This window comes from Aeromicrobium sp. MLTX1, from assembly GCF_046452335.1.
Lineage (GTDB): Bacteria > Actinomycetota > Actinomycetes > Propionibacteriales > Nocardioidaceae > Aeromicrobium.
This window is the reverse complement of the sequence record NZ_JBKFDN010000003.1, coordinates 47,363-68,713: the sequence shown is the minus strand read 5'-3', so window position 1 is coordinate 68,713 and position 21,351 is coordinate 47,363. Positions and strand designations below refer to the sequence as shown.

Genomic DNA, 21,351 nt, shown 5'->3' with positions numbered 1-21,351 from the left:
CTCAGTCGGCCTTGCGGAGCAGCCGGAGGGTCTCCCGCTCGATCGCGTTACGACGCTCGAGCTCGTCGAGCTCCTCCTCGAAGGACTGTCGCGGGATGACGGTGCCGGACTCGTAGAGGCTCACCAGGCGCGGGTCGACGTACGAGCTGCGCACCACCGAGGGCGTGTTGCCGAGCGCCAGCGCGACCTCGGTCATCGCCGAGCGCACCGCGCGAGCCCGCGAGGCCTTCGTGTCCCCGGGCTCGTCGGACAGCGCCAGCACCTCGGCCGCGAGCACCGTCGCGGCCCACGTGCGCAGGTCCTTCGCGCTGATGTCGAGGCCGGTCTGCTCGCGCAGGTACTCGTTGACGTCGGAGGAGTCCAGCGCGTAGCGCCCCCGGTTGGCCCGGTACTCCAGCAGCCGCGGGCCGCCCCCGCGCCGGCGGCGCATCCGGTTCACGGCATCCACCACGGGCGCGTCCTCGAGCACCACCTGGTGCTCCACGCCGGACTTGCCGACGAACCTGAAGACGAGCGTCTCGCCCTTCGCCCGCACATGGCGGCGCTCGAGCGTGGTGAGCCCGAAGCTGCCCTGGCGGGCGTAGACGTCGTTGCCCACGCGGAACGAGCCCGAGTCGAGCATGCGCACCGCGACGGCGGCGGCGTGCTCGCGCGAGCTGTCCGCCGCGACGATGTGGTCGGTCACGAGCGCGCGCAGCTTCGGCAGCTCCTGGGCGATCTGGCTGACCCGGTCGAACTTCTCGAGGTTCCGCTGGCGCACCCACTCGGGGTGGTAGAGGTACTGCGTCCGCCCGGCCTCGTCCACGCCGGTGGCCTGGAGGTGGCCGTTCTCCCACGGGCTGATCCAGACGTCGGTCCACGCGGGTGGGATCACGAGGGCCTCGATGCGCTCGCGCTCCTCGCCGGTGATCGTGCCGCCGAGCTCGTCGAGGTAGGTCCACCCGCGACCGGCGCGCCGACGCGTCCACCCCTGGGTGCGCGTCGTCACGCGGCGAAGTCTCATGTTCCGCACCTTAGGTCGCTCGCCGCGCGCGGCAACTCGGCCGCACGCGCGCACTGCCGTGGCAGTGTCCGACGCTCGCACTAGGCTCGGCGACATGGCGGAAACACGTGCGACGGCGGTCCCCGACGACGATCCCGGCGCGGCGGGCGCGCGCGCCGAGGCGGCCGAGCTCACCGAGCAGATCGAGCGCGCGCGCGACGCCTACTACGGTCAGGACACGTCGCTCGTCGACGACGCCACGTACGACGGCTGGATGCACCGCCTCGAGGAGCTCGAGCGGCTCCACCCCGAGCTGCAGGGCCAGGACTCGCCCACGCTCAACGTCGGCGCTGCCACGGGCGCTTCGGCGCTGCCGCCGATCCAGCACGCCGAGCGGATGCTCAGCCTCGACAACGTCTTCTCGCCCGAGGACCTGCGCGAGTGGTGTGCCAAGACCGAGCGCGCGGCGGGCCGCCAGGTCCGCTGGCTCACCGAGGCCAAGATCGACGGCCTCGCGATCAACCTGCGCTACGAGGACGGCGTGCTGGTCTCGGCCGCCACCCGCGGTGACGGGCGCGTCGGCGAGGACGTCACGGTCAACGCGCTGAAGGTCCGTGGCATCCCCGAGCGGCTCGACGGCGAGGGCCATCCGCCGCTCGTCGAGGTCCGCGGCGAGGTGTTCATCGGCATCGCCGAGTTCGAGCGGCTCAACGCGTTCCAGGCCGAGCTCCGCGACCGCGCCGTCGCCGAGTCCACGAAGCGCGGCGTCACCGAGGAGCGCGCCACCGGGAGCGCGGCCCGCCGCTTCCCGGCCTTCGCCAACCCACGCAACGCCGCCAGCGGTGGCCTGCGCCAGCAGCTCGACAAGAAGTCGGGCCTCGAGCTCGAGGCCGGCGTCGAGCGCATCGCCGTGCTCAACCTCTACGTCCACGGCATCGGAGCGTGGGAGCGCCCGCCCGTCGCCGCCCAGAGCGAGGTCTACGACCTGCTCCAGGGCTGGGGCCTGCCCACCAGCCCGAACACGCGCGTCCTCGACGACGTCGACGCCGTGGTCGCGCGCATGGAGGAGCTGGGCGGCCAGCGGCACTCGCTCCAGCACGAGATCGACGGCCTCGTCGTCAAGGTCGACGAGCTCGCCCTGCACCCCGAGCTCGGCGAGACGAGCCGTGCGCCGCGCTGGGCGATCGCCTACAAGTACCCGCCCGAGGAGGTCCAGACCCGGCTGCTCGACATCGTCGTGTCGGTCGGCCGCACGGGTCGGGCCACGCCCTACGCGCAGATGGAGCCCGTCCGCGTGGCCGGCAGCGTCGTCCGCCAGGCCACCCTGCACAACCAGGACGTTGTGAAGGCCAAGGGCGTGCTGATCGGCGACACCGTCGTCCTGCGCAAGGCCGGCGACGTGATCCCCGAGGTGCTCGGCCCCGTCGTCGAGCGTCGCGACGGCAGCGAGCGCGCGTTCGTCATGCCCGAGGGCTGCCCCGAGTGCGGCACGCCGCTGCGGGCGATGAAGGAGGGCGACAAGGACCTCCGCTGCCCCAACGCCCGCACCTGCCCGGCGCAGGTGCGCGGACGCGTCGAGCACGTCGGCTCGCGCGGAGCCCTCGACATCGAGGCGCTCGGCGAGGTCACGGCCGCCGCGCTCACCCAGGGCAAGGGCTCGCCGCTCGACTCCGAGGCCGGACTGTTCTCCCTCACGATCGAGCAGCTCGTCCCGATCGAGGTCGAGGTCCGCGACGCCGAGACCGGCGAGCCGAAGCTCGACGAGAAGACCGGCGAGCCCGTGGTGCGCACGCCGTTCCGGGTCAAGACGGGCGATCCGTCCAAGCAGGCCCAGGTGCTCCTCGACGAGCTCGAGAAGGCCAAGACCAAGGACTTCTGGCGCCAGCTCGTCTCCCTCAACATCCGCCACGTGGGCCCCGTTGCGGCGCGGGCGCTGGCGCAGTGGTTCGGCTCGATCGAGGCGGTCCGCGCGGCCACCCGCGAGGAGCTCGCCGCAGTCGAGGGCGTGGGCGGGATCATCGCCGACTCGGTCACCGACTGGTTCGAGGTCGACTGGCACCGCGACATCGTCGATGAGTGGCAGGCCGCGGGCGTGCGCTTCGCGATCCCCGACCACCCGGGGCCCGGCGCGGCGTCCACGGCCGGGGGAGTGCTGGACGGGCTCACGGTCGTCGTCACGGGCGGGCTCGAGGGCTTCACGCGCGACTCGGTCAAGGAGGCGATCATCGCCGCGGGCGGCAAGGCCGCGGGATCGGTGAGCAAGAAAACCGACTACGTCGTGGTCGGCGAGAACGCGGGGTCGAAGGCCGACAAGGCCGAGGAACTCGGCGTCCCGATCCTCGACGAGGCGGGGTTCGTCAAGCTGCTCGAGGGTGGGCCCGACGCGCTGGCGTGAGTCAGCCCATCAGGTCGGCGGCGGCGTCCGCGATCGCCCGCGCCACGGCCTTCTTCTCGTAGGCCTTGCGGTGGACGGCGAGGTCGGACGAGCCGTCGTTCGCGCACACGCTGTCCCCGGTGACGCAGGCCTCCACGGTGCGCGCGCTCAGGTCACCGAGGTCAGGGCCGGGGCCGAGCCGGCCACCGGCCGTCGGCACGCCGCCCGGTAGCTCCACGTGGCGGAAGGGCGACGAGGGGTCCCTCAACGGGCTGCCCACCAGCACCAGCGCTTCCACGCCGCGGGCCAGCTCGGGCTGCGACGCCAGCTCCTCGCGAGCGATCTGCGAGCCCTGGCTGAAGCCGATCACGGCGACTCGCGTGTCCGGGCACTCGGAGGCGATCGACCGCAGCCGCTCGCCCAGCAGCTCGCGCCCCCCGGCGACGTCCTCCACGTACTCGTCCCAGCTCCCGATGCCGCTCTCGTGCCGGATCGCCGTCGTCCGCACGGTGCCGGCCGATGCGAGATCGTCGGCCAGGGCCTTCGCGATCCCGTCCACCTCGGCACCGAGGCCGCGATGCGCGTCGAGCGACTGACCCTGCCCGCGGATGCCGACGATCTCGATGGCGGGACAGCTCGACGCCTGCTCGCGCTCATCGGTCGGACTGCTCTGGCATCCCGTGAGCAGCGCGCATCCCATGGCGAGCGCCGCGGTCCGAGGGAGCATGAACGTCATCCTCGCCCATCGCCGCCGCTGACGGGCGCGTACGGTGAAGCCAGTCGTGACCGCATCTCGGGGAGGGGTGCTGATGCATCGTCTGCGCGCCTTGGCCGCCTCGTTGGTCCTCGTGCTGCCGCTGGCAGGGTGCTGGGGAGGTGACGATGACCCCACGCCGACTCCCGAGCTCACCGCCCCGACGAAGACGCCGGCGGAGAGTGAGGGGTGGAACCAGCTACTCAGGCCCGAGCGTCCTCGAGATGTGAAGTCCGAGGAGGGCCTGCGCGCCTACGTCGACTATCTCGTGGCGGTGCCGACGTACGCCTTCGCCGCGCAGGATCCCTCCTCACTCGCGGACCTCGGCGACGCGGAGTCGTGCCACCTGTGCGTCCTGGCGGGCGACGTCGGTGCGTTCTACGCCCAAGAGATCCACCTCTACGAGGAGCGGCCCACGGTGCGGATCATGTCGCTCGAGAATCCGAGCGAGAACAGGTTCGTCGTGGAGGCCGAGATCCACTCCCCGCCCTCACGACGGTTCGACCCGCGGAGCGGTGAGCTCAGGGGTGAGGAGCCGGCGCACACGTCCGGCGTCCGGTTCGAGGTCGAGTGGGTCGAGGGCCGCTGGGAGCTGACCTACCACCGGGCGTCCTGAGTGCTGGCGGTCCGATGTCGCTCACTAGGATGGAAGGCATGTCGTCACCCGAGATCTCCCGCGACGACGTCGCCCATCTGGCGAGCCTCGCGCGGATCGAACTGTCCGAGTCCGAGCTCGATCGCCTGGGGGCCGAGCTGCCCGCGATCCTCGACTACGTCCAGGTCGTCCAGCAGGCCGCCGGCGACGACGTCCCGGCCATGAGTCACCCCGTGCCGGTGACGAACGTCTTCCGTCCCGACGAGGTGACGCCGAGCCTGACGCCCGACGAGGCGCTCGCCGGTGCGCCCGCCAGTGAGGAACAGCGCTTCCTCGTCCCGCAGATCCTGGGAGAAGAATGAGCGACCTGACCCGTTCCACCGCCGCTGACCTCGCGGTGGCGCTCGCCGAGGGCTCCGTCACGTCCGTCGAGGTCACGCAGCAGCACCTCGACCGGATCGCCGCGGTCGACGGCGAGATCCACGCGTACCTGCACGTCGACGCCGAGGGCGCGCTCGCCGCGGCCGCCGACGTCGACCGGCGCCGCGACGCGGGGGAGACCCTGCACCACCTGGCCGGCGTGCCGATCGCGGTCAAGGACGTCCTGACCACCACGGGCCTGCCCACCACGTGCGGCTCGAAGATGCTCGAGGGCTGGATCCCGCCGTACGACGCCACCGTCGTCTCGCGCCTCAAGGCCGCGGGCCTGCCGATCCTGGGCAAGACCAACATGGACGAGTTCGCGATGGGCTCGTCCACCGAGCACTCGGCCTACGGCCCCACCCGCAACCCGTGGGACACCGACCGGATCCCCGGCGGCTCCGGCGGCGGCTCCGCGGCCGCGGTGGCCGCGTTCGAGGCGCCCCTGGCCGTGGGCACCGACACCGGCGGCTCGATCCGCCAGCCCGGCGCCGTCACGGGCACCGTCGGCGTGAAGCCCACCTACGGTGGCGTCTCGCGCTACGGCCTCGTGGCCATGGCCAGCAGCCTCGACCAGGCCGGTCCGGTCACCCGCACCGTCCTCGACGCGGCGCTCCTGCACGACGCGATCGCCGGCCACGACCCGCGCGACTCCACGAGCCTCGACGTGCCGGTGCCGCCGGTGGTCGAGGCCGCCCGCCGCGCCGACGTCGCGGGCCTGCGGGTCGGCGTCATCCGCGAGCTCGGCGGCGAGGGCTTCCAGCCCGGCGTGCGCCAGCGCTTCGAGGAGTCGATCGAGCTCCTCGCGAAGGCCGGCGCCGAGATCGTCGAGGTCTCCTGCCCGAGCTTCGCGCACGGCCTGGCCGCGTACTACCTCGTGATGCCGAGCGAGGTCAGCAGCAACCTCGCCAAGTTCGACGCGATGCGATACGGCCTGCGCGTGACGCCCGACGGCGACGTGCCGAGCGCCGAGCGCGTCATGGCCGCCTCGCGCGACGCCGGCTTCGGCGACGAGGTCAAGCGCCGCATCATCCTGGGCACCTACGCCCTCTCGAGCGGCTACTACGACGCCTACTACGGCTCGGCCCAGAAGGTCCGCACGCTCATCGCGCGCGACTTCGAGGCCGCGTTCGAGCAGGTCGACGTCCTCGCCTCACCCACGTCACCCGCGGTCGCGTGGCGCCTGGGGGAGAAGCTCGACGACCCGCTGGCCATGTACGCGCAGGACATCGCCACGATCCCGGCGAACCTCGCGGGCGTGCCCGGCATCTCGCTGCCGATCGGCCTGTCCGAGGGCCTGCCCGTGGGCCTGCAGTTCCTGGCGCCCGCGATGGCCGACGACCGCCTGTACAACGCCGGTGCCGCCGTGGAGCGCCTCGTCGCCGAGCGCGACGGCAGCGCCTTCGCCGCACTCGCCCCCGAGCTGGAGGTCGCCCGATGAGCACCACCGCCACGAAGCTGGTCCCGTTCGACGAGGCGCTCAGCCGCTACCAGCCGGTGATGGGCCTCGAGGTCCACGTCGAGCTGAACACGGCGTCGAAGATGTTCTGCGGCTGCTCCACCGCGTTCGGCGCCGAGCCGAACACACAGATCTGCCCCGTGTGCCTGGGCCTGCCGGGCGCCCTGCCGGTGGTCAATGCGAAGGCGGTCGAGTCGGCCATCCGCATCGGCCTCGCGCTGAACTGCGAGATCGCCGAGTGGTGCCGGTTCGCGCGGAAGAACTACTTCTACCCGGACATGCCGAAGAACTTCCAGACGTCGCAGTACGACGAGCCGATCGCGTTCGACGGCTACGTCGACCTCGACGTGGACGGCGAGACGTACCGGATCGAGATCGAGCGCGCGCACATGGAGGAGGACACCGGCAAGTCGCTCCACGTGGGCGGCAGCACGGGTCGCATCCACGGCGCCGAGTACTCGCTGCTCGACTACAACCGAGCCGGCATCCCGCTGATCGAGGTCGTCACCAAGACGATCGAGGTCCCCGGTGACAAGGCTCCGGCGGTCGCGCGTGCGTACGTGAACTACCTGCGCGACCTCATGGTGGCGCTCGACGTCTCCGACGCCCGGATGGACCAGGGCTCGCTGCGCGCCGACGTGAACCTGTCGCTCAAGCCGCTCGGCAGCGACGCCCTGGGCACCCGCTCGGAGACCAAGAACGTCAACTCGTTCCGGTCGGTCGAGCGCGCGGTCCGCTACGAGATCGGCCGTCACGCCGGCATCCTCGACGCGGGCGGCTCGGTCGTGCAGGAGACGCGCCACTTCCACGAGGCCGACGGCTCCACCTCGGCCGGTCGCGAGAAGTCCGACGCCGACGACTACCGCTACTTCCCGGAGCCCGACCTGGCGCCCGTCGCGCCGGACCGCGCGTGGGTGGAGGAGCTGCGCGGCACGCTGCCCGAGCCTCCGGCCGAGCGTCGCAAGCGGCTCCAGGCCGAGTGGGGCTTCAGCGACCTCGACATGCGCGACACGGTGGGCGCGGGTGCGCTCGACCTGGTCGTCCAGACCGTGGCCGCCGGCGCCTCGCCGCAGGCCGCCAAGAAGTGGTGGCTCGGCGAGCTGGCCCGCACGGCCAACGAGCAGGGCACCGACGTCACCGCGCTCGCGATCACGCCCGCGCAGGTCGCCCAGATCCAGGGCCTGATCGATGCCGGCCGGATCAACGACAAGCTGGCCCGCCAGGTCTTCGAGGGGGTGCTGGCCGGCGAGGGCGAGCCCGAGGCGGTCGTCGCCTCCCGGGGCCTCGAGGTCGTCTCCGACGACGGCGCGCTCGGCGAGGCCGTCGACCGCGCGATCGCGAACGACCCCGATGCCGCGCAGAAGATCCGCGACGGCAAGCAGGCCGCCGCGGGCGCACTGATCGGCTTCGTCATGAAGGAGATGCGCGGCCAGGCCGACGCCGGCCGCGTCCGCGAGCTGATCCTCGAGAAGCTCTCCTGACGCTTGGCGAAACGCCCCCGTTCTGAGTCTTCCCTCAGTGCGGGGGCGTCGTCGTACCGTCGAAGGCAGGACCACCACCGCCGGAGGCGACCATGACCGTCAAGGAACTGCCACCCGTCCACGACTGCGCGGTCGAGGGCTGCTCGTACAACGCGGACCACGAGTGCCACGCAGGAGCCATCAACATCACGGGGACCGAGGCCGGCTGCGGCACGTTCATCGACATCAGCGTCTCCGGTGGCCTGCCCACCGCGACGGCGATGGTCGGCGCGTGTCACCGCACCGACTGCACCCACAACGACCACCTCGAGTGCCACGCGGACTCGATCCGGGTCGGTCCGGGCGCTGACGTCGCCGACTGCCTGACCTACCAGGTGGCCTGAGCGCTCCTCGGGAGGCGGTCTCCCGGCGGGGGTGCGAGGGTCGAGGCATGACCTCATCCGACCAGCTCGAGACCGTCACCACGATCATGCGCGACACCAGGATCGCGGTCCTGACGTACGTCTCGCAGGAGGGCCTGCTCGTGTCCACGCCGATGGGCGTGCAGGACTTCGACCACCCCGGCACGACGTGGTTCCTCACCGAGCGCAGCAGCGAGAAGGTGCAGGCGCTCGAGGCCGACCCGCGCGTGAACGTGGCCTACGCCAGCGACGCCGGCTGGGTCTCGCTCAGCGGCACCGCGCACGTCGAGCAGAACCGCGGCAAGGTCGAGGACCTCTGGGACGCGTCCGCCGGCGCCTTCATGTCCGGCGGCCCCGAGGACCCCGACAACATCGCCCTGCGCATCGACGCCACCACGGCCGAGTACTGGGAGTCGCCCGGCAAGGTCGCCGCCGCCGTCCAGTTCGTGAAGGGCCTCGTCACCGACTCCGAGCCCGACCTCGGCGAGAACGACACCATCCAGCTCTGAAGTCGCCGCCTACTCGAACACGGCGCAGGCGCGCCGCGCGGAGGCGCCGTCGCTCAGCGCTCCGAGCAGGTGCTCCTCGATGTCGAGGTCCAAGGTGACGCCTTCGTCCGCGAGCGCCTGACGGAACGCTGCTTCTCGGAGCTCCGGCGGCTGACGGAGGGCTCGCTGGTAGGCCGCCCGGGCCGCCTTGGCGTCGGGGTGTCGCGTGAGCTTCTCGAGCACTCGGTCGACGAGATGCTCCACGAACGCCGAGATCACTGTCGCCTCCTCGACCCGGCCCAGATCTCCAGCACCAGGATGGCAACGAAGTAGAGGCCCAGCGCCGCGAGCATAGCGGCGTCCCAGAGCCAGACCCCGCTGGAGATCGAGCCGAGGGGCAGCAGGATGCACAACAGCGCGAACATGCCGATCGCGACGAGGCCACCGGTGGTCGAGGCCCCCCGTGGAGCGTGCCACAGACGGACACCCATCCAGATCCCCAACGCGACGAGCCCGAGGCCGACGACCGAGCTGACCGCGGACAGCGCCGCGGAGATCCAGCTCCACGAGGCACCGTCCTCGCTCAGCGGCATGACGAGCGAGGAGCCGAAGAAGACGAGGACGAAGCTCAGGGCTGTCTGCTCGGCAGTCGAATACGTGGCCCGGCGCACGAGCGTGATCGTACCTTCGGCTCGTGCCTCGCCGCGGCGGTTCGACGTCCGAGTCGATGCAGGACTTCACGGTCGCGTCGCCGCGCCAAGCCGTACTGTTCGCGTATGGATCGCCGCTGGCTCGACGTCTCGTTGGTGCTGGTCGTCGCGCTCTTCGCCGTGGCGATTCTCATTCCGGGCGAGGCGGCGTCCAGGGTCTTCATGGTCGCGGGCGCAGCTGGCGTCTTCGTGCGGTGGATCGGTGCGACTTGGCTCAGGTCCCGGCTCACGTCGGCTCTCGATCGCTGAGGACTCAGGCGATGGACGAGATCCTGCGTGAGGCGATGGCGCCGGTTCTGCGCGATCTGACGCGAGCCGAGCTCATTCCACCGCGGATCGAGGAGAGCGACTGGAGCGACGATCCGGACCAGCCGTCCGCCATGCTGTTCGCTCCCGACGGCACCGGTCACGGCATCTCGGTCCTGAGGTCCACACCCGAACCGGAGCGTGTCGCATGGGCCGCCGACCAGGTCCAGGAGTGGGTGATCGAGTCCATTCTGTGGGGATCCGCGCCGACGAACTGGCCGCCCTGCCCGCGTCACCCGGTCAACCACCCCTTGGAGCCGTGCGCGATGGATGGCGAGTCGGTCTGGACCTGCCCGACCGACCACACCGTGCTCGGCGTCATCGGGAGTCTCTGAGCGCAGGTCAGTCCGCGCTGTGCAGCGGGCTCACTCGCCGTAGTGCTCTTGCCACAGCACCTCGGGGGAGCGGCCGTGCCGGGCCGCGTAGCCCGCGATCAATTCGTCCTTCACGTCCTCACCGGACTGCAATCGCACGAGGAAGGGCACGAGCCAGTGCAGCTCGGCCGCGTCGAACTCCGTCGCGAACATCGGGTTCAGGCCGGCTTGGTTCTCGTCGAGGACCCGGGCCAGCGCGACTTGTCCTCCCGCGTTCGCGGCGTGCGGCCCGATCGAGAAGGACATGCGCGAGCTCGCCCCGGCGGGGTGGACGGCGACCTCGATCGGGTGCGGATAGTGACCGGGCTCGGTCCGCGCCATGACGAGGAACGGCAGCTGGCGGTCTCGGCTCCTCTTCCTGGACATCCCGCAAGCGTACGGGCGCCACGCCATCGTCAGTAGAACCGCCCGATGCCTCGAGTGATGACCTCGTTTCACCACATTCACCTGAGCGATCGTGGGACGCTCGTCCGATGACAGAGGGACCCCGCGCCGGCTGGTATTCCGATGCTCAGGGCGAGCTGCGCTACTGGGACGGATCCGCGTGGACCGACTACACCGCGCGAAACTATCCGTACGCGACGAACGCCCAACAGTCCGCTGGGTTCACGGCCGATGCTCACCGCGTCAACAAGTCGTGGCTTCGCCGGTGGGAGGTCTGGCTGGTCGCCGGATGCGTGGCGGTCCTGGGGATCGTGGCGGTCGGTGCCGCGGCCACGACGGTCACCACCGACACCGCGACGAGTCAGCCGGCCGTGGCCACGGAACCGGCTCAACCAGTCGACCAGACCCCTTCCAGCGAGCCGTCCCCGGCGACAGAGCCGACCCCGACCCCGGAGCCCACGGATGAGCCCGTCGTGATGCTGTTGATCACGGACCAGAAGGACGGCGACTCCTGGGTTGCATCCGACGGCAACGAGTACCGCCTGGGCCTCGTCAACGCGCCCGAGCGGAACGAGCAGTGCGGACCCGAGGCCGCCGCCTTCACGCGGAAGCTCCTCGCCAACGGATTCTCGGTGAACGCGTATGCGAATGACACCCACGGCCGTGTGGTCGCCGAGGTCCGGGACGCCAAGGGCAGGTCGCTCAATGTCATGCTCGCGAAGCGGGGGCTTGCCGACGACCGGTACCTCGAGGAGTTCCGCCACGAGAACCCGGAGCTCGGCCGGCGACTCGACCGTGCCTTCGCCTCCGCCTCGGTGCCTGCGTGTCGGAAGGCTGTGAAGCCCGTGCCGCTGGTACCGCAGCCTCGCAAGACGAAGGCGCCAGACAAGGACTGCATGGCCGGGTACTCGCCCTGCCTGCCGATCGTCGCCGACCTCGACTGCGGCGAGATCGGTCATCCCGTGAGAGTGACGGGCAGCGACCCGTACCGGCTCGACAGGGATGGTGACGGGACTGGCTGCGACTAGGCGGGTGACGGGTCAAGGAGGGCCCTCACTCGCGACTGCGGCGAGCGTTCGTGCGCCGGGTCGCCGGGGCGCTGCGGGGGTCGTCGGGCCAGGAATGCTTGGGGTAGCGGCCGCGGAGGTCGGCGCGGACGCCCGGGTAGCCGTTGTCCCAGAACGAGTCGAGGTCGGCCGTGACGGCGGCCGGGCGTCGCGCGGGGGAGAGCAGGTGCAGCAGGAGCGGCACGCGGCCGTCCGCGAGCGCCGGGGCTGCGTTCCAGCCGAAGACCTCCTGGAGTCGGACGGCGAGCACCGGTTGCTCCTGGGAGTAATCGATGCGCACGGTCGAGCCGCTCGGGACCTCCACGCGCTCCGGCGCCAGCTCGTCGAGCCGCGCCGCCTCGGGCCACGGCAGGAGTGCGCGCAACGCGGAGACGACGTCGATGCGGCAAAGGTCCTGGGCCGAGCGAACTCGTGCCAGCTGCGGGCCCAGCCACGACTGGAGGTTCTCCGTCAGGGCCGCGTCGCTCACGTCGGGCCACGGGTCGCCCATCGCGCGGTGCAGGAAGTCGAGGCGGGCCCGCAGCGCGGTGGCCGCCTCTGACCACGTGAGGAGGCCGATGCCCTCGCTCTCCACGGCCTCACGGATCGCCTCGGCGACGGCATCCACCGGGGGATCACTGATCGGGACAGAGCTGAGCTCGATCGCGCCGAGCAGCGTCCGGCGGCGAGCCAGGACCCGGCCGTCAGTCCAGCCGACCTCGTCGACCTCGGTCCACAGGGAGCCCGCCGCCTCCAGCGCCAGATCCTCGGTGAGCGGAGCCGCCGACCGGATGCGCGCCTCACGCTGCCCGGACCGTCGCTCCGCGTCGCCGACGGCGAGCCACTCGAGGCCGGCGAGCGGCCCGGGGTCGCGCGGATCGAGGGCCGCGCCGGTCCCGGACGTCATCAGGTAGCTCGAGCCGCCGGACCGCTTCCGCGCGATGCGGTCCGGGTGCGCGAGGGCGACGACGAGCCCGACCGCGACGTCGTCGGTCAGCGTCGGGGCAGCACTCTGGCCACCCTGCTCCCTCGCGACGGCCTCGAGCCGGGTGACCTGGCTGCGCCACGAACCGGACCGATGCCCGGAGCGCAGGGACCGCAGTGCCGCGACGAGGTCGCCACCGGGAGCACGGACGTCCTCGCTGAGCATCGCGACCACCTCGGCCGCGCGCCTCGCACCCACCAGCGGAGCGCCGTCGATGAGGGCTCGCGCCAGTCTGGGGTCGGTGGGAACGTCGGCCATGGCCCGGCCTCGCGAGGTCGCCCGGCCTTCCTCCGTGATGGCACCGAGCTCCACGAGCACCCGTTGCGCCGCCTCGAGCGCGTGCGGAGGAGGCTGGTCAAGGAGCGCCAGCTCGCGCACGTCGTGGCTGCCCCAGCACGCCACCTCGAGCGTGAAGGCCGTGAGGTCGGCGGTGGCGATCTCGGGCTCCGGGTGTGCGGCCAGGTGGGCGTTCTCCGCCTCGGACCAGCACCTCAGCACGGCGCCCGGACCCAGACGGCCGGCTCGTCCTGCCCGCTGATCGGCCGCGGCACGGCTCACGGTGACGGTCACGAGGGAGGCAAGACCGCGACGGTGGTCGGTCCGGGGCTCCCGTGAGAAGCCGGCGTCCACGACGACACGCACCCCGGGCACGGTCAGCGACGACTCGGCGACCGCCGTCGAGACGATCACGCGGCGACGCGGGCCCTCGCTGAGCGCGCGGTCCTGCTCGGCGCCGGACAGCCGACCGTGCAGGGGGTGCACGTCCGCATCCACCCGGCCGAGTCGACGGATGACCGCATCGATCTCCGCGACTCCCGGCACGAAGACCAGGACGTCGCCCTCGTGCTCGGCGAGCGCGCGACGCACGGTTGCCGCGACGTGGTCGTGGAAGGCCGGGGTGATGCCGCGGTCGTCGGTGCGGCGCGTTCCCGGCGGCACGGGGCACCAGACTGTCTCGACCGGATGCAGGGCGCCGGGGACGCTGATCACCGCGGCGGGCTCGCCGGCGCCGATCAGCGCGGCCGTGCGCTCGGCCTCGATGGTGGCGGACATCGCGACGAGGGACAGGTCCTCGCGCAGGTTGGCGCGAAGGTCGAGGAGCAGCGCGAGGGTCAGGTCGGCGTCGAGGTGGCGCTCGTGCACCTCGTCGAGGATGACGGCGGCGACGCCAGCCAGCTCGGGATCGTGCTGGATCCGCCGCAGCAGCAGGCCGGTCGTAACGACCTCGACCCGCGTGCTTCGGCCGGTGCGTCGCTCTCCGCGCACCGAGTACCCGACCGTCTCGCCGACCGGCTCGCCCAGCAGGTGCGCCAGCCGCCGGGCGGCAGCACGCGCCGCGATGCGGCTGGGCTGCGTGACGACGACCCGCCCGGCAACGGCCTCGGCGACGGCGGGCGGGACCAAGGTGGTCTTGCCCGTGCCGGGCGGCGCGTGGACCACCGCGAGGCCGCGGCTGCGAAGCGCCTCGTCGAGAGCCGGCAGGCCCGCCGTGACCGGGAGGTCGGGCGGTGCGGCGAGCAGCCTGCGCAGCGGGTCGGACACCCCTGCAGTCTGCCCGACCTCAGTCGAGGAGGGACGAGGCCGCCGCGCTCAGGCGCCGTCCTCGGTGAGGCTCGTGGGCGGCAGCCAGTCGGCCCCGAGGAGCTGCGCCAGGTCGGCGAGCCCGGTGGTGTCGCTCCCGACCGTGTCGGACGCCGCGGCGATCCGCTCCACCATCACCTTGCCGACCTGCTCCTCGACCGTGGCCTCGGCGTAGGCGATGTGCCACGGCGAGACACGGTGGTCGCGGTGGGTCCGGCCGGTCACCTGTCGTGCGGCGATCCCCGAGAAGCGGGCTTGGTGGAAGATGCCGACCCGAGGCTCGGTGCTCGCCTCGCGTCCGTCGGCGAGGGTCTCCCCGGCGTGCAGGCTGATCGAGGAGACGGCGGTGAAGACGCAGACCTTGGCCTCCCCGGTCTGGAAGCGGAGCCGCTCCGCCTCGGGGTCGAACCGGTCGCGGCCGTAGATGGTGGCCACCTCGATGCCGGAGTCACGGAGCCGGTCGGTGATGGGGTCGGCCGCGGTGGTGACGAACTCCACCGAGCACGCCACCTGCCGGTCGGACTCGATCTGCTGGGCGATCCAGGCGACCGTGGAGTCGACGCGGATGAGCCCGGCCTTCTGGCGGAAGCGCAGGAGGGCAGCCCGGCCCTTCGCCACGTTGCGTCCGCGGCGGGCGAGGTCCATCTCGCGGCAGAACTCGCCCCACTCGGCCTCGTAGGCGGTTCGCTCCGCGGGGGTGAGTGCGACCGGCATGCCGGAGATCGGCACCGGTCCCCACGGCGCGGCGCGGTGCAGCATCGCGGGCGGCTGCTCCTCGTCCAGCCAGCCGCGCACCAGCTTGAGGTCGGCGGCCCGTCGTGCCGGATCCGTGGTCCAGGTGGCGCCGTAGCGGCCGTGCTCCAGCTCCACGCCGTGGCGTTCGAGTGCTGTGGCGAAGACGCCGGCGGGCTGCGTCGCCGAGGTCCACTCGCTCATCGGCTCGCCGAGGATCTGGGCGTAGGCCGGAGCGAGGTAGGGGAGCTCGAGCGGCGTGTGCCCGGGCGTCGCCGTGGTCGCGATGACGAACGGCGCCTTGTCGTGCGGGCGCGCATGTCCGGAGATCCGCGCCCAGAGCTTCCACCGCTTCGTCGTCGTCCGTCGCAGGGCGTGCGCCTCGTCCGCGATGATCACGTCCCACGCGTGGTCCTTGACCTTCTCGAGGCGGTCCCACGTGATCACGACCCACTCCAGGCCGCCGTCGCCGAGCGCGGCGATCGTGCGGCACCAGTGGCCGATCGTGATCGCAGCGGGCCGGTCGGCGACGACGAGCACCCGCCGCGCGCCGCGCAAGTCGCCCACGGCGGTCGCGCCGAGGACGGCCGAGATGGTCTTGCCCACGCCGGGCTCGTCGGCCAGCAGGAACTGTCGGCCGCCGGCCTCGGCGCGCGCCGCGATCGCGTCGGCCGCCTCGAACTGGATCCTGCGAGGCTCGAGGGCGTCCGTCGCCTCGGGGTTCGGCGTCGGCTCGGCGTTGAGCGAGTTCTCGATGAACCGACCGAGCGTGTAGGGGCCGGGAGCGTACGGCTCGAGGTGCGCGGGCAGGTGACGCCCGACGTGGAGGTGGGTCTTGACCGCGGGGTGCCAAATGGCTCCTTCGACCTGAGTCCCGTACGGGACGTCGAGCACCCAGATGCGCTCACCCGGGCCGGCGAACGGCAGCGGTCTCGTCGGCTGTCGCGCCCCGGCGCGGCGCGAGGACGTGCTGCGTCGACGAGCACGAGATCGGCGAGGACTGGCCACCCTCGGACGCTACCCGGCGCTGCGTGTCCAAAGCCGTTGGCTCGCCCACGTCACGTGAGCGAGAGGGGCGCGGCTCAGCGCGCGTTGACCTCCGCGCCGACCTTGATTCTCTGGGTCCCGCGCTGGTGGAAGTGCTCGGGACGTCGGTAGTCGACGTCGATCGACTCGAGGCGCGCCACGCCGGCTCGCGTCGGCGTGAGGGTGACGAACAGGTAGTCACTGTTCGGGTCCACTCCGTGCTCGAAGCGTGCTGGCGCCCGGAACGGCTCGATGTCGCTGCAGTTTGATCCCGGGTCGAACGAGGAACCGATCGGCGCTTCGCCGGGAGCCATGTGGCAGATCGAGAACGTGACGCCCGCCTTGGCGGTGTTGGTGGAGAACGTCGCGTCGAGCCCCTCGATCGTCATCGTCTCCGGGGAGCCGCTGGTCTGGGGGTAGATCACCGTGGTCGAGAGAGCAGCATCGGCCACCGGCAACGGCTGAGTTCCGTACGAAGCGCCGAGATCACGGAACGCCGTCGGGTGCGTCCACCAGTGCACGGCCACGACTCCCGCGGCGACCACGACGACAGCGAGGAAGCCGGCCAGCAGCCGGCGGAGACGTCGGCGACTCGCAGGACGATAGCTTGGCGCCGACTCGGCCTCGGCGATGACTGACACCCGGAGAGTGTTCCACGGTGGAGTGGTCCGCGGGGCACTTTCGCTGGTCATCCCCAGGCGTCGAACGGCTCGGGCGCGGCGAGCGCGCTGAGCAGACCGACGACGGAGAGGAAGATGAGGGGGAGCCCGGAGTAGATGAAGTACAGCCCGAAGAAGTCCGTGGCCGTCCCGTTGAGGTACTGGATCCAAGCCCAGAGCACCACCCCGACAGGTGCCAGGCTCAGGGCGTACAAGCACTTCGCCAGGACGACTCGAACACGAAAGATGCAGACCACGGTGATGGTCACGACAGCAGACCAGATGACGACCCACGCGAGGTCACTCCAACGGAACGCGAAGATCCCTGCAAAGCTTGCGATCTGCGCGACGGTGCAGGCTAGCGCCGCTCCCGCTCGCCGTTCAGCCCAGGAGTCCATGACTCAGCGCACCGTGACGACGCGATCGGCAGCGATGGTCTCGGTTCCGCGCTGGTAGAGATGACGCTTCGACCGCGAGTAGTCGATGTCGACGGACTCGAGCTTCGCGACGCCCGATCGAGTCGGCGTGATGGTGACGAAGAGATAGTCGCTGTCCGGCCTGACGCCGTGCTCGAACCGCATCGGCGCGGTGAACTTCTCCATGTCGGCGCAGGTCGCCTCCGGGTCGAACACGGCACCGATGGGATCCTCGCCCGCAGTCATGTGGCAGATCCAGAAGGTGGCACCTGCCTTGGCGGTGTTCTCGGAGAATGCCGCGTCGAGACTCCTGATCGTGACGGTCTCGGGAGCGCCCTTGATCTTCGGGAAGACCACCGTGGTCGAGAGTGCTGAATCCTCCAGCGGCCGAGGATTGCTCTCGTAACCGTCGCCCAGTCCACCGAACGCCTTCGGATGCGTCCACCAGGGCCACGCCACCATGACCGCCACGACCAGCACGATCGTCACGAGGATCGCCAGGATCCTGTTGCGGCGGTGCCGCGCCGGCGGATGGGGTACGGAAGCCGCGGGGTCCGCGGATGTCGTCGACACGCCGAGAGTCTGACACGATCGAGCGCGGAGCGAGCGGCTTTGACGGTTCCGCTCCCGGACGGCATCCGCTTGGACCCGCGGCATGTTTCGATGGACGTGCCAAGTGTCGAGATCGAGGGGTTGCGGGGCGCGATGCGGCTGTTCGTGGTGGGAGCGTCAGGCGGCGTCGGCTCGCGGTTGCTGGCGCGTGCAGTCGCCCGGGGGCACACCGTCACGGCGCAGACCCGCGAGGTCGGCCGGGTGCCCCCGTCCGAAGAGGTACGAGTCGCGGTGGGCGCGCCGACCGACGAAACCTTCCTTCGCCACGGTCTGGAGGGGCACGACGCCGTCGTCCTGTGCCTGGGCATCGACTCGCTCGGCCGGACGACGCTGTTCTCCGACTCGACGAGGGCATTGGTCGCGGCGATGGAGGCGACCGGCGTGAAGCGCCTGATCGCCGTCACGGGGATCGGCGCCGGCGACTCCAAGGGGCACGGCGGCTGGTACTACAACCGCGTTCTCTTCCCGCTCTTCACGCGCCACCGCTACGCCGACAAGGACCGTCAGGAGGCGCTGATCGAGCGCACGAGCCTCGACTGGACGATCGTCAGGCCGGCCCCGTTCGCGAAGAGCGCTCCCGATGGTGAGCTGCAGGTGTTCACCGAGATCCCGGCCGGACTCCAGCTCAGCGCGATCACTCGCGACGAGACCGCGGCCTTCCTGCTGGAGTGCGTGGAGAACGCGACCTTCGTGCGGCAGAAGCCGTTCATCGGTCACCTCTGAGGTCGACATGCGCGCGGCTGGGAGCTGGCGTGGTCATGCTGAGGATCGGTGCAGATGAAGGAAGGCTCCCGGGTGCGTCGTTACGTGAACCTGTCGACGGCGATCGCGTGCTTCGCGTTGATCGCAGCCGGGGTGGCTCTCCGTGAGTTCGGAGTGGGACCATCGAGGCACCATGGCGCGATGGTCGTCTTCTTCGCCGCCGCCGTGTCCGCTCTGGTTGGAGCGTGCCTCGTGAGCCGTGCGCGATGGGTGTTCCTCGCACTCGCCGTGACGACGTCCGTGCTGGGCTACTGGAGGATCAGCTTCCTGCGCGACCGCATCGCCGGCGAGGGTTTCGTCGTCTACGAGTTCTTCGTCTTTCCGCTGGTGCTTGGTGTGGCGGTGCTGGCGGTGTGGATCTCATCAGGTCGGCCCCCGTTCGATCAGGAGGCTCGCGTCCGGCGCCGTCGTGACGGGACGCGGGGCCTGCTCTGAAGTCGGGAGAGCCGCACACTGTTCAAGAGTCCCGGCCCTGCTTAGGCTCGCTGCATGGGCCCCGAAGGTGGAGCGGCCAGGGTGGCGATCGAGACGGACGCGGCTCCGGCCGCGCTCGGTCCCTACAGTCAGGCGATCGTCGCGGGTGGGTTCGTCTTCTGCTCCGGCACGGCGGGCATCGATCCGGAGACCGGGGAGGTGGTCGAGGGCATCGAGGCGCAGACGGAGCAGGCGCTGACCAACCTCTCCGCGATCCTCGAGGCTGCGGGTGCGTCCCTGGCAGACCTCGTGAAGACCACGATCTTCTACGCCGATGTCGACGACTTCGCGAGGCTGAACGAGGTCTACGCCCGGTTCATGCCCGACCCTCCGCCCGCGCGGTCCGCACCTGCGAACGTCCGGCTACCGCGAGGACTCCTCGTCTCCATCGAGGCCGTCGCCTTGCTGCCGGAGTGAGACCCTGAGACGCGGCTCAGACGCGCCGCGTGTCGTACGCCCACATCGCGATCTCGACGCGGTTGCGCGCACCGAGCTTGGTCATCAGCGAGGCGACGTGGGACTTGACCGTGCTCAGCCCGACGAAGAGCTCGGCGGCGATCTCGGCGTTGGTCCGTCCCCGTGCGACCAGCGCGAGCACCTCCTCCTCGCGCTCGGTGAGCGGCGCGACGGGCTGGACCGGAGTCGCCGGCGCTTGGTCGGCGAACCTCGACAGCAGCCGCCGGGTGACGTTCGGCGCGATCAGCGCGTCGCCGTTCGCGGCCGCGTTGATGGCCTGCACGAGGAGGTCCGGCCCGGCGTCCTTGAGCAGGAATCCGCGGGCGCCAGCGCGGAGGGCGCCGAGGACGTACTCGTCGAGGTCGAACGTGGTGATCACGACGACCGCCATCGGGTCGGCCACGTCAGGTCCGGCGAGACGCCGCGTGACCTCGACGCCGTCCAGACCGGGCATCCGGATGTCGACGAGGAGGACGTCGGGACGCAGCCGCTTCGCCAGGTCGAGCGCTGCGAGCCCGTCCGCCGCCTCGCCCACCACCTCGAGGCCGGGCTGCGCGCCGAGGATCATCACGAGCCCCGTGCGGACCAGGTCCTGATCGTCGGCCACCACCACGCGGATGGTCATGCCGGAGCCTTCAGGGGCAGCGCGGCCTCGACCACCCAGCCACCCTCGGGTCCCGGCCCTGCGGTGAGCGAGCCGCCGAGGAGCTGGGCGCGCTCGGCCATCCCCAGCAGGCCGAATCCGGGCTCCGGCGGCAGCCCCGACTCGGTCCGTCCGTCGTCGCTGACACGCAGTCTGACGGCGTCGCCCTCGCGGTGGACGTCGATCGCGACTCGCGTCGCGCCGCGGGCGTGCCGCACGGCATTGGTCAGCGACTCCTGAGCGAGCCGGTAGAGCGCCGCGTCCACGGGGCGCGCCAGCTCGGTGAGCGAGCCGTTGAGCGAGACCTCGACAGTGGGCGTCGTGTCGACGCGCGCCAGCGCAGGGAGGTCCGCGACGCCCCGCTGCGGTGCGTAGTCGACGGACTCCTCCTCGCGCAGGAGGCGCACCATGGACCTCATCTCCGCGAGGGTGCGCGAGGCCTCGGACTCGATCGCGGCCAGGACCTCGGCGGCCTTCTCGGGCTGGGAGCCGACGACCACGCCACCGGCCTGCGCCTGGACCGCGATGGCCGAGACGTGGTGAGCCACCGTGTCGTGCAGCTCGCGCGCGAGCGCCACCCGCTCCTGGTTGCGGATCTCCCGCTGCTGACGATTCCAGAGGTCCGCGCGGTAGCGGAACACCGCCGCGAGGGCGACGACCAGCAGCAGGAGCACGGTCCCACCGAAGACGTCGGCAAAGCCCGCGGAGGAAGCGATCATCCCGAGCACGGCGACGGCCGCCACGAGCGCCGACCCCGCGGCGATCTCGCGTCCCGAGCCCCACCGCACGAGGGAGTAGAGCAGGACCAGCACGGCGAGCATGGAGTAGAGGCCAAGGTCCGAGGTGTCGGCGGTCAGCTGGAGGACCGAGAGCAGCCCGGCGACACCCCACCCGACGGAGGCGGCCACCAAGGGATGGCTCCGCCGCCACAGGAGAGCCGGCACGAGTGCCAGTCCCAGCACCGTCACGAGGGGACGCCACGCCACGTCCGGCCGCACCGCGCCCTCGACCAGAGCCGCGGTCGCGAACACGCCTGCCAGCAGCCAGTCGAGTCGTCCGACGGGCGGGGCGTCGGCAGGTCGCGGCTCGTCCCACAGGGAGCGCCGGACAGTGAACACGGCTCCACCCTAGGGATCGGCGCGAGCCGGCACACCCGCCGAAAGAACGAGAATCAGGCCATTCCATCGGCGGGACCGGCTCCGGCCCCGGGACCGATGTGCAGGCGGCCGAG

General features: G+C 71.4%; 25 protein-coding genes. 13 read left to right on the top strand and 12 right to left on the bottom strand.

Translation table 11 applies throughout. The annotated features are described in order from the left end of the window. Window position 1: 1 nt before the first annotated feature. Window positions 2-988: a DNA topoisomerase IB gene (locus ACK99Q_RS15775; protein ID WP_410187073.1), complete on the bottom strand. Its 987-nt coding sequence runs from the start codon at window positions 986-988 to the stop codon at window positions 2-4. A gap of 109 nt (window positions 989-1,097) precedes the next feature. Here ACK99Q_RS15775 and ligA point away from each other — a divergent pair, with 109 nt between their 5' ends. Then, the gene (gene ligA, locus ACK99Q_RS15770; protein WP_410187072.1) at window positions 1,098-3,377 is read left to right on the top strand and encodes an NAD-dependent DNA ligase LigA; all 2,280 of its coding nucleotides are present in this window, start codon (window positions 1,098-1,100) and stop codon (window positions 3,375-3,377) included. A 1-nt stretch (window position 3,378) separates the two neighbouring features. Here the strand turns inward: ligA and ACK99Q_RS15765 are convergent, their stop codons facing one another. Continuing rightward, window positions 3,379-4,083: a cutinase family protein gene (locus ACK99Q_RS15765; protein WP_410187071.1), complete on the bottom strand. Its 705-nt coding sequence runs from the start codon at window positions 4,081-4,083 to the stop codon at window positions 3,379-3,381. 82 nt (window positions 4,084-4,165) lie between these two features. Between ACK99Q_RS15765 and ACK99Q_RS15760 the strand changes: the two genes are divergently transcribed. From ACK99Q_RS15760 to ACK99Q_RS15735, 6 genes are all read left to right on the top strand, one after another. Next, window positions 4,166-4,726, top strand: a complete 561-nt coding sequence (locus tag ACK99Q_RS15760; protein ID WP_269306267.1) for a hypothetical protein — start codon at window positions 4,166-4,168, stop codon at window positions 4,724-4,726. Between the two features lie 38 nt (window positions 4,727-4,764). Then, a complete protein-coding gene (gene gatC, locus ACK99Q_RS15755) occupies window positions 4,765-5,067 on the top strand; it encodes an Asp-tRNA(Asn)/Glu-tRNA(Gln) amidotransferase subunit GatC (RefSeq protein ID WP_179425378.1) in 303 nt (100 codons plus the stop codon). After that, entirely contained in the window at window positions 5,064-6,566 is a 1,503-nt protein-coding gene (gene gatA, locus ACK99Q_RS15750) for an Asp-tRNA(Asn)/Glu-tRNA(Gln) amidotransferase subunit GatA (RefSeq protein WP_410187070.1), read from the top strand. The genes gatC and gatA overlap by 4 nt, the downstream gene beginning before the upstream one ends. Beyond that, window positions 6,563-8,065, top strand: a complete 1,503-nt coding sequence (gene gatB, locus ACK99Q_RS15745; protein ID WP_410187069.1) for an Asp-tRNA(Asn)/Glu-tRNA(Gln) amidotransferase subunit GatB — start codon at window positions 6,563-6,565, stop codon at window positions 8,063-8,065. The genes gatA and gatB overlap by 4 nt, the downstream gene beginning before the upstream one ends. 92 nt (window positions 8,066-8,157) lie before the next feature. Then, the gene (locus ACK99Q_RS15740; RefSeq protein WP_410187068.1) at window positions 8,158-8,448 is read left to right on the top strand and encodes a DUF1540 domain-containing protein; all 291 of its coding nucleotides are present in this window, start codon (window positions 8,158-8,160) and stop codon (window positions 8,446-8,448) included. 47 nt (window positions 8,449-8,495) lie between these two features. Next, window positions 8,496-8,975, top strand: a complete 480-nt coding sequence (locus tag ACK99Q_RS15735) for a pyridoxamine 5'-phosphate oxidase family protein (protein ID WP_410187067.1) — start codon at window positions 8,496-8,498, stop codon at window positions 8,973-8,975. Between the two features lie 9 nt (window positions 8,976-8,984). Here the strand turns inward: ACK99Q_RS15735 and ACK99Q_RS15730 are convergent, their stop codons facing one another. Then, window positions 8,985-9,233, bottom strand: coding sequence for a hypothetical protein (locus ACK99Q_RS15730; RefSeq protein WP_410187066.1), 249 nt, complete (start codon window positions 9,231-9,233; stop codon window positions 8,985-8,987). Then, a complete protein-coding gene (locus ACK99Q_RS15725) occupies window positions 9,230-9,625 on the bottom strand; it encodes a hypothetical protein (RefSeq protein WP_410187065.1) in 396 nt (131 codons plus the stop codon). The genes ACK99Q_RS15730 and ACK99Q_RS15725 overlap by 4 nt, the downstream gene beginning before the upstream one ends. A 105-nt stretch (window positions 9,626-9,730) precedes the next feature. On the opposite strand from ACK99Q_RS15725, the gene ACK99Q_RS15720 reads away from it, so the two are divergent. Continuing rightward, window positions 9,731-9,913 carry a hypothetical protein gene (locus ACK99Q_RS15720; RefSeq protein WP_410187064.1) on the top strand — a complete coding sequence of 61 codons (183 nt, stop codon included), beginning with the start codon at window positions 9,731-9,733 and terminating at the stop codon, window positions 9,911-9,913. Window positions 9,914-9,924: 11 nt separating this feature from the next. After that, window positions 9,925-10,305, top strand: coding sequence for a hypothetical protein (locus tag ACK99Q_RS15715; RefSeq protein ID WP_410187063.1), 381 nt, complete (start codon window positions 9,925-9,927; stop codon window positions 10,303-10,305). A 30-nt stretch (window positions 10,306-10,335) separates the two neighbouring features. Here the strand turns inward: ACK99Q_RS15715 and ACK99Q_RS15710 are convergent, their stop codons facing one another. Beyond that, window positions 10,336-10,710 carry a hypothetical protein gene (locus ACK99Q_RS15710; protein WP_410187062.1) on the bottom strand — a complete coding sequence of 125 codons (375 nt, stop codon included), beginning with the start codon at window positions 10,708-10,710 and terminating at the stop codon, window positions 10,336-10,338. 107 nt (window positions 10,711-10,817) lie between these two features. Here ACK99Q_RS15710 and ACK99Q_RS15705 point away from each other — a divergent pair, with 107 nt between their 5' ends. Then, window positions 10,818-11,756 (top strand): thermonuclease family protein, encoded by a 939-nt coding sequence (locus ACK99Q_RS15705; protein WP_410187061.1) that lies wholly within the window; start codon window positions 10,818-10,820, stop codon window positions 11,754-11,756. Between the two features lie 25 nt (window positions 11,757-11,781). On the opposite strand, the gene hrpB is transcribed toward ACK99Q_RS15705, so the two are convergent. The 5 genes from hrpB to ACK99Q_RS15680 all read right to left on the bottom strand — a co-directional run bounded on the left by hrpB (window position 11,782) and on the right by ACK99Q_RS15680 (window position 17,830). Next, window positions 11,782-14,301, bottom strand: a complete 2,520-nt coding sequence (gene hrpB, locus ACK99Q_RS15700; RefSeq protein ID WP_410187060.1) for an ATP-dependent helicase HrpB — start codon at window positions 14,299-14,301, stop codon at window positions 11,782-11,784. 48 nt (window positions 14,302-14,349) lie between these two features. Further along, window positions 14,350-16,080, bottom strand: coding sequence for a helicase (locus tag ACK99Q_RS15695; RefSeq protein ID WP_410187059.1), 1,731 nt, complete (start codon window positions 16,078-16,080; stop codon window positions 14,350-14,352). Between the two features lie 74 nt (window positions 16,081-16,154). Beyond that, window positions 16,155-16,739, bottom strand: a complete 585-nt coding sequence (locus tag ACK99Q_RS15690; RefSeq protein ID WP_410187058.1) for a hypothetical protein — start codon at window positions 16,737-16,739, stop codon at window positions 16,155-16,157. 47 nt (window positions 16,740-16,786) lie between these two features. Further along, the gene (locus tag ACK99Q_RS15685; protein WP_410187057.1) at window positions 16,787-17,026 is read right to left on the bottom strand and encodes a hypothetical protein; all 240 of its coding nucleotides are present in this window, start codon (window positions 17,024-17,026) and stop codon (window positions 16,787-16,789) included. A 132-nt stretch (window positions 17,027-17,158) separates the two neighbouring features. Next, entirely contained in the window at window positions 17,159-17,830 is a 672-nt protein-coding gene (locus tag ACK99Q_RS15680) for a hypothetical protein (protein WP_410187056.1), read from the bottom strand. Window positions 17,831-17,836: 6 nt separating this feature from the next. Between ACK99Q_RS15680 and ACK99Q_RS15675 the strand changes: the two genes are divergently transcribed. From ACK99Q_RS15675 to ACK99Q_RS15665, 3 genes are all read left to right on the top strand, one after another. Continuing rightward, window positions 17,837-18,508 (top strand): NAD(P)-dependent oxidoreductase, encoded by a 672-nt coding sequence (locus tag ACK99Q_RS15675; RefSeq protein WP_410187055.1) that lies wholly within the window; start codon window positions 17,837-17,839, stop codon window positions 18,506-18,508. A 180-nt stretch (window positions 18,509-18,688) separates the two neighbouring features. After that, window positions 18,689-18,982 carry a hypothetical protein gene (locus ACK99Q_RS15670; protein ID WP_410187054.1) on the top strand — a complete coding sequence of 98 codons (294 nt, stop codon included), beginning with the start codon at window positions 18,689-18,691 and terminating at the stop codon, window positions 18,980-18,982. A gap of 54 nt (window positions 18,983-19,036) precedes the next feature. Continuing rightward, window positions 19,037-19,438: a Rid family detoxifying hydrolase gene (locus ACK99Q_RS15665; RefSeq protein WP_410187053.1), complete on the top strand. Its 402-nt coding sequence runs from the start codon at window positions 19,037-19,039 to the stop codon at window positions 19,436-19,438. 16 nt (window positions 19,439-19,454) lie between these two features. Here ACK99Q_RS15665 and ACK99Q_RS15660 read toward each other — a convergent pair whose 3' ends face one another. Both ACK99Q_RS15660 and ACK99Q_RS15655 read right to left on the bottom strand, forming a co-directional pair. Further along, a complete protein-coding gene (locus ACK99Q_RS15660; protein WP_410187052.1) occupies window positions 19,455-20,102 on the bottom strand; it encodes a response regulator in 648 nt (215 codons plus the stop codon). Next, entirely contained in the window at window positions 20,099-21,238 is a 1,140-nt protein-coding gene (locus tag ACK99Q_RS15655) for a sensor histidine kinase (RefSeq protein ID WP_410187051.1), read from the bottom strand. Before ACK99Q_RS15655 ends, ACK99Q_RS15660 begins: the two co-directional genes overlap by 4 nt. Window positions 21,239-21,351: the final 113 nt, after the last annotated feature.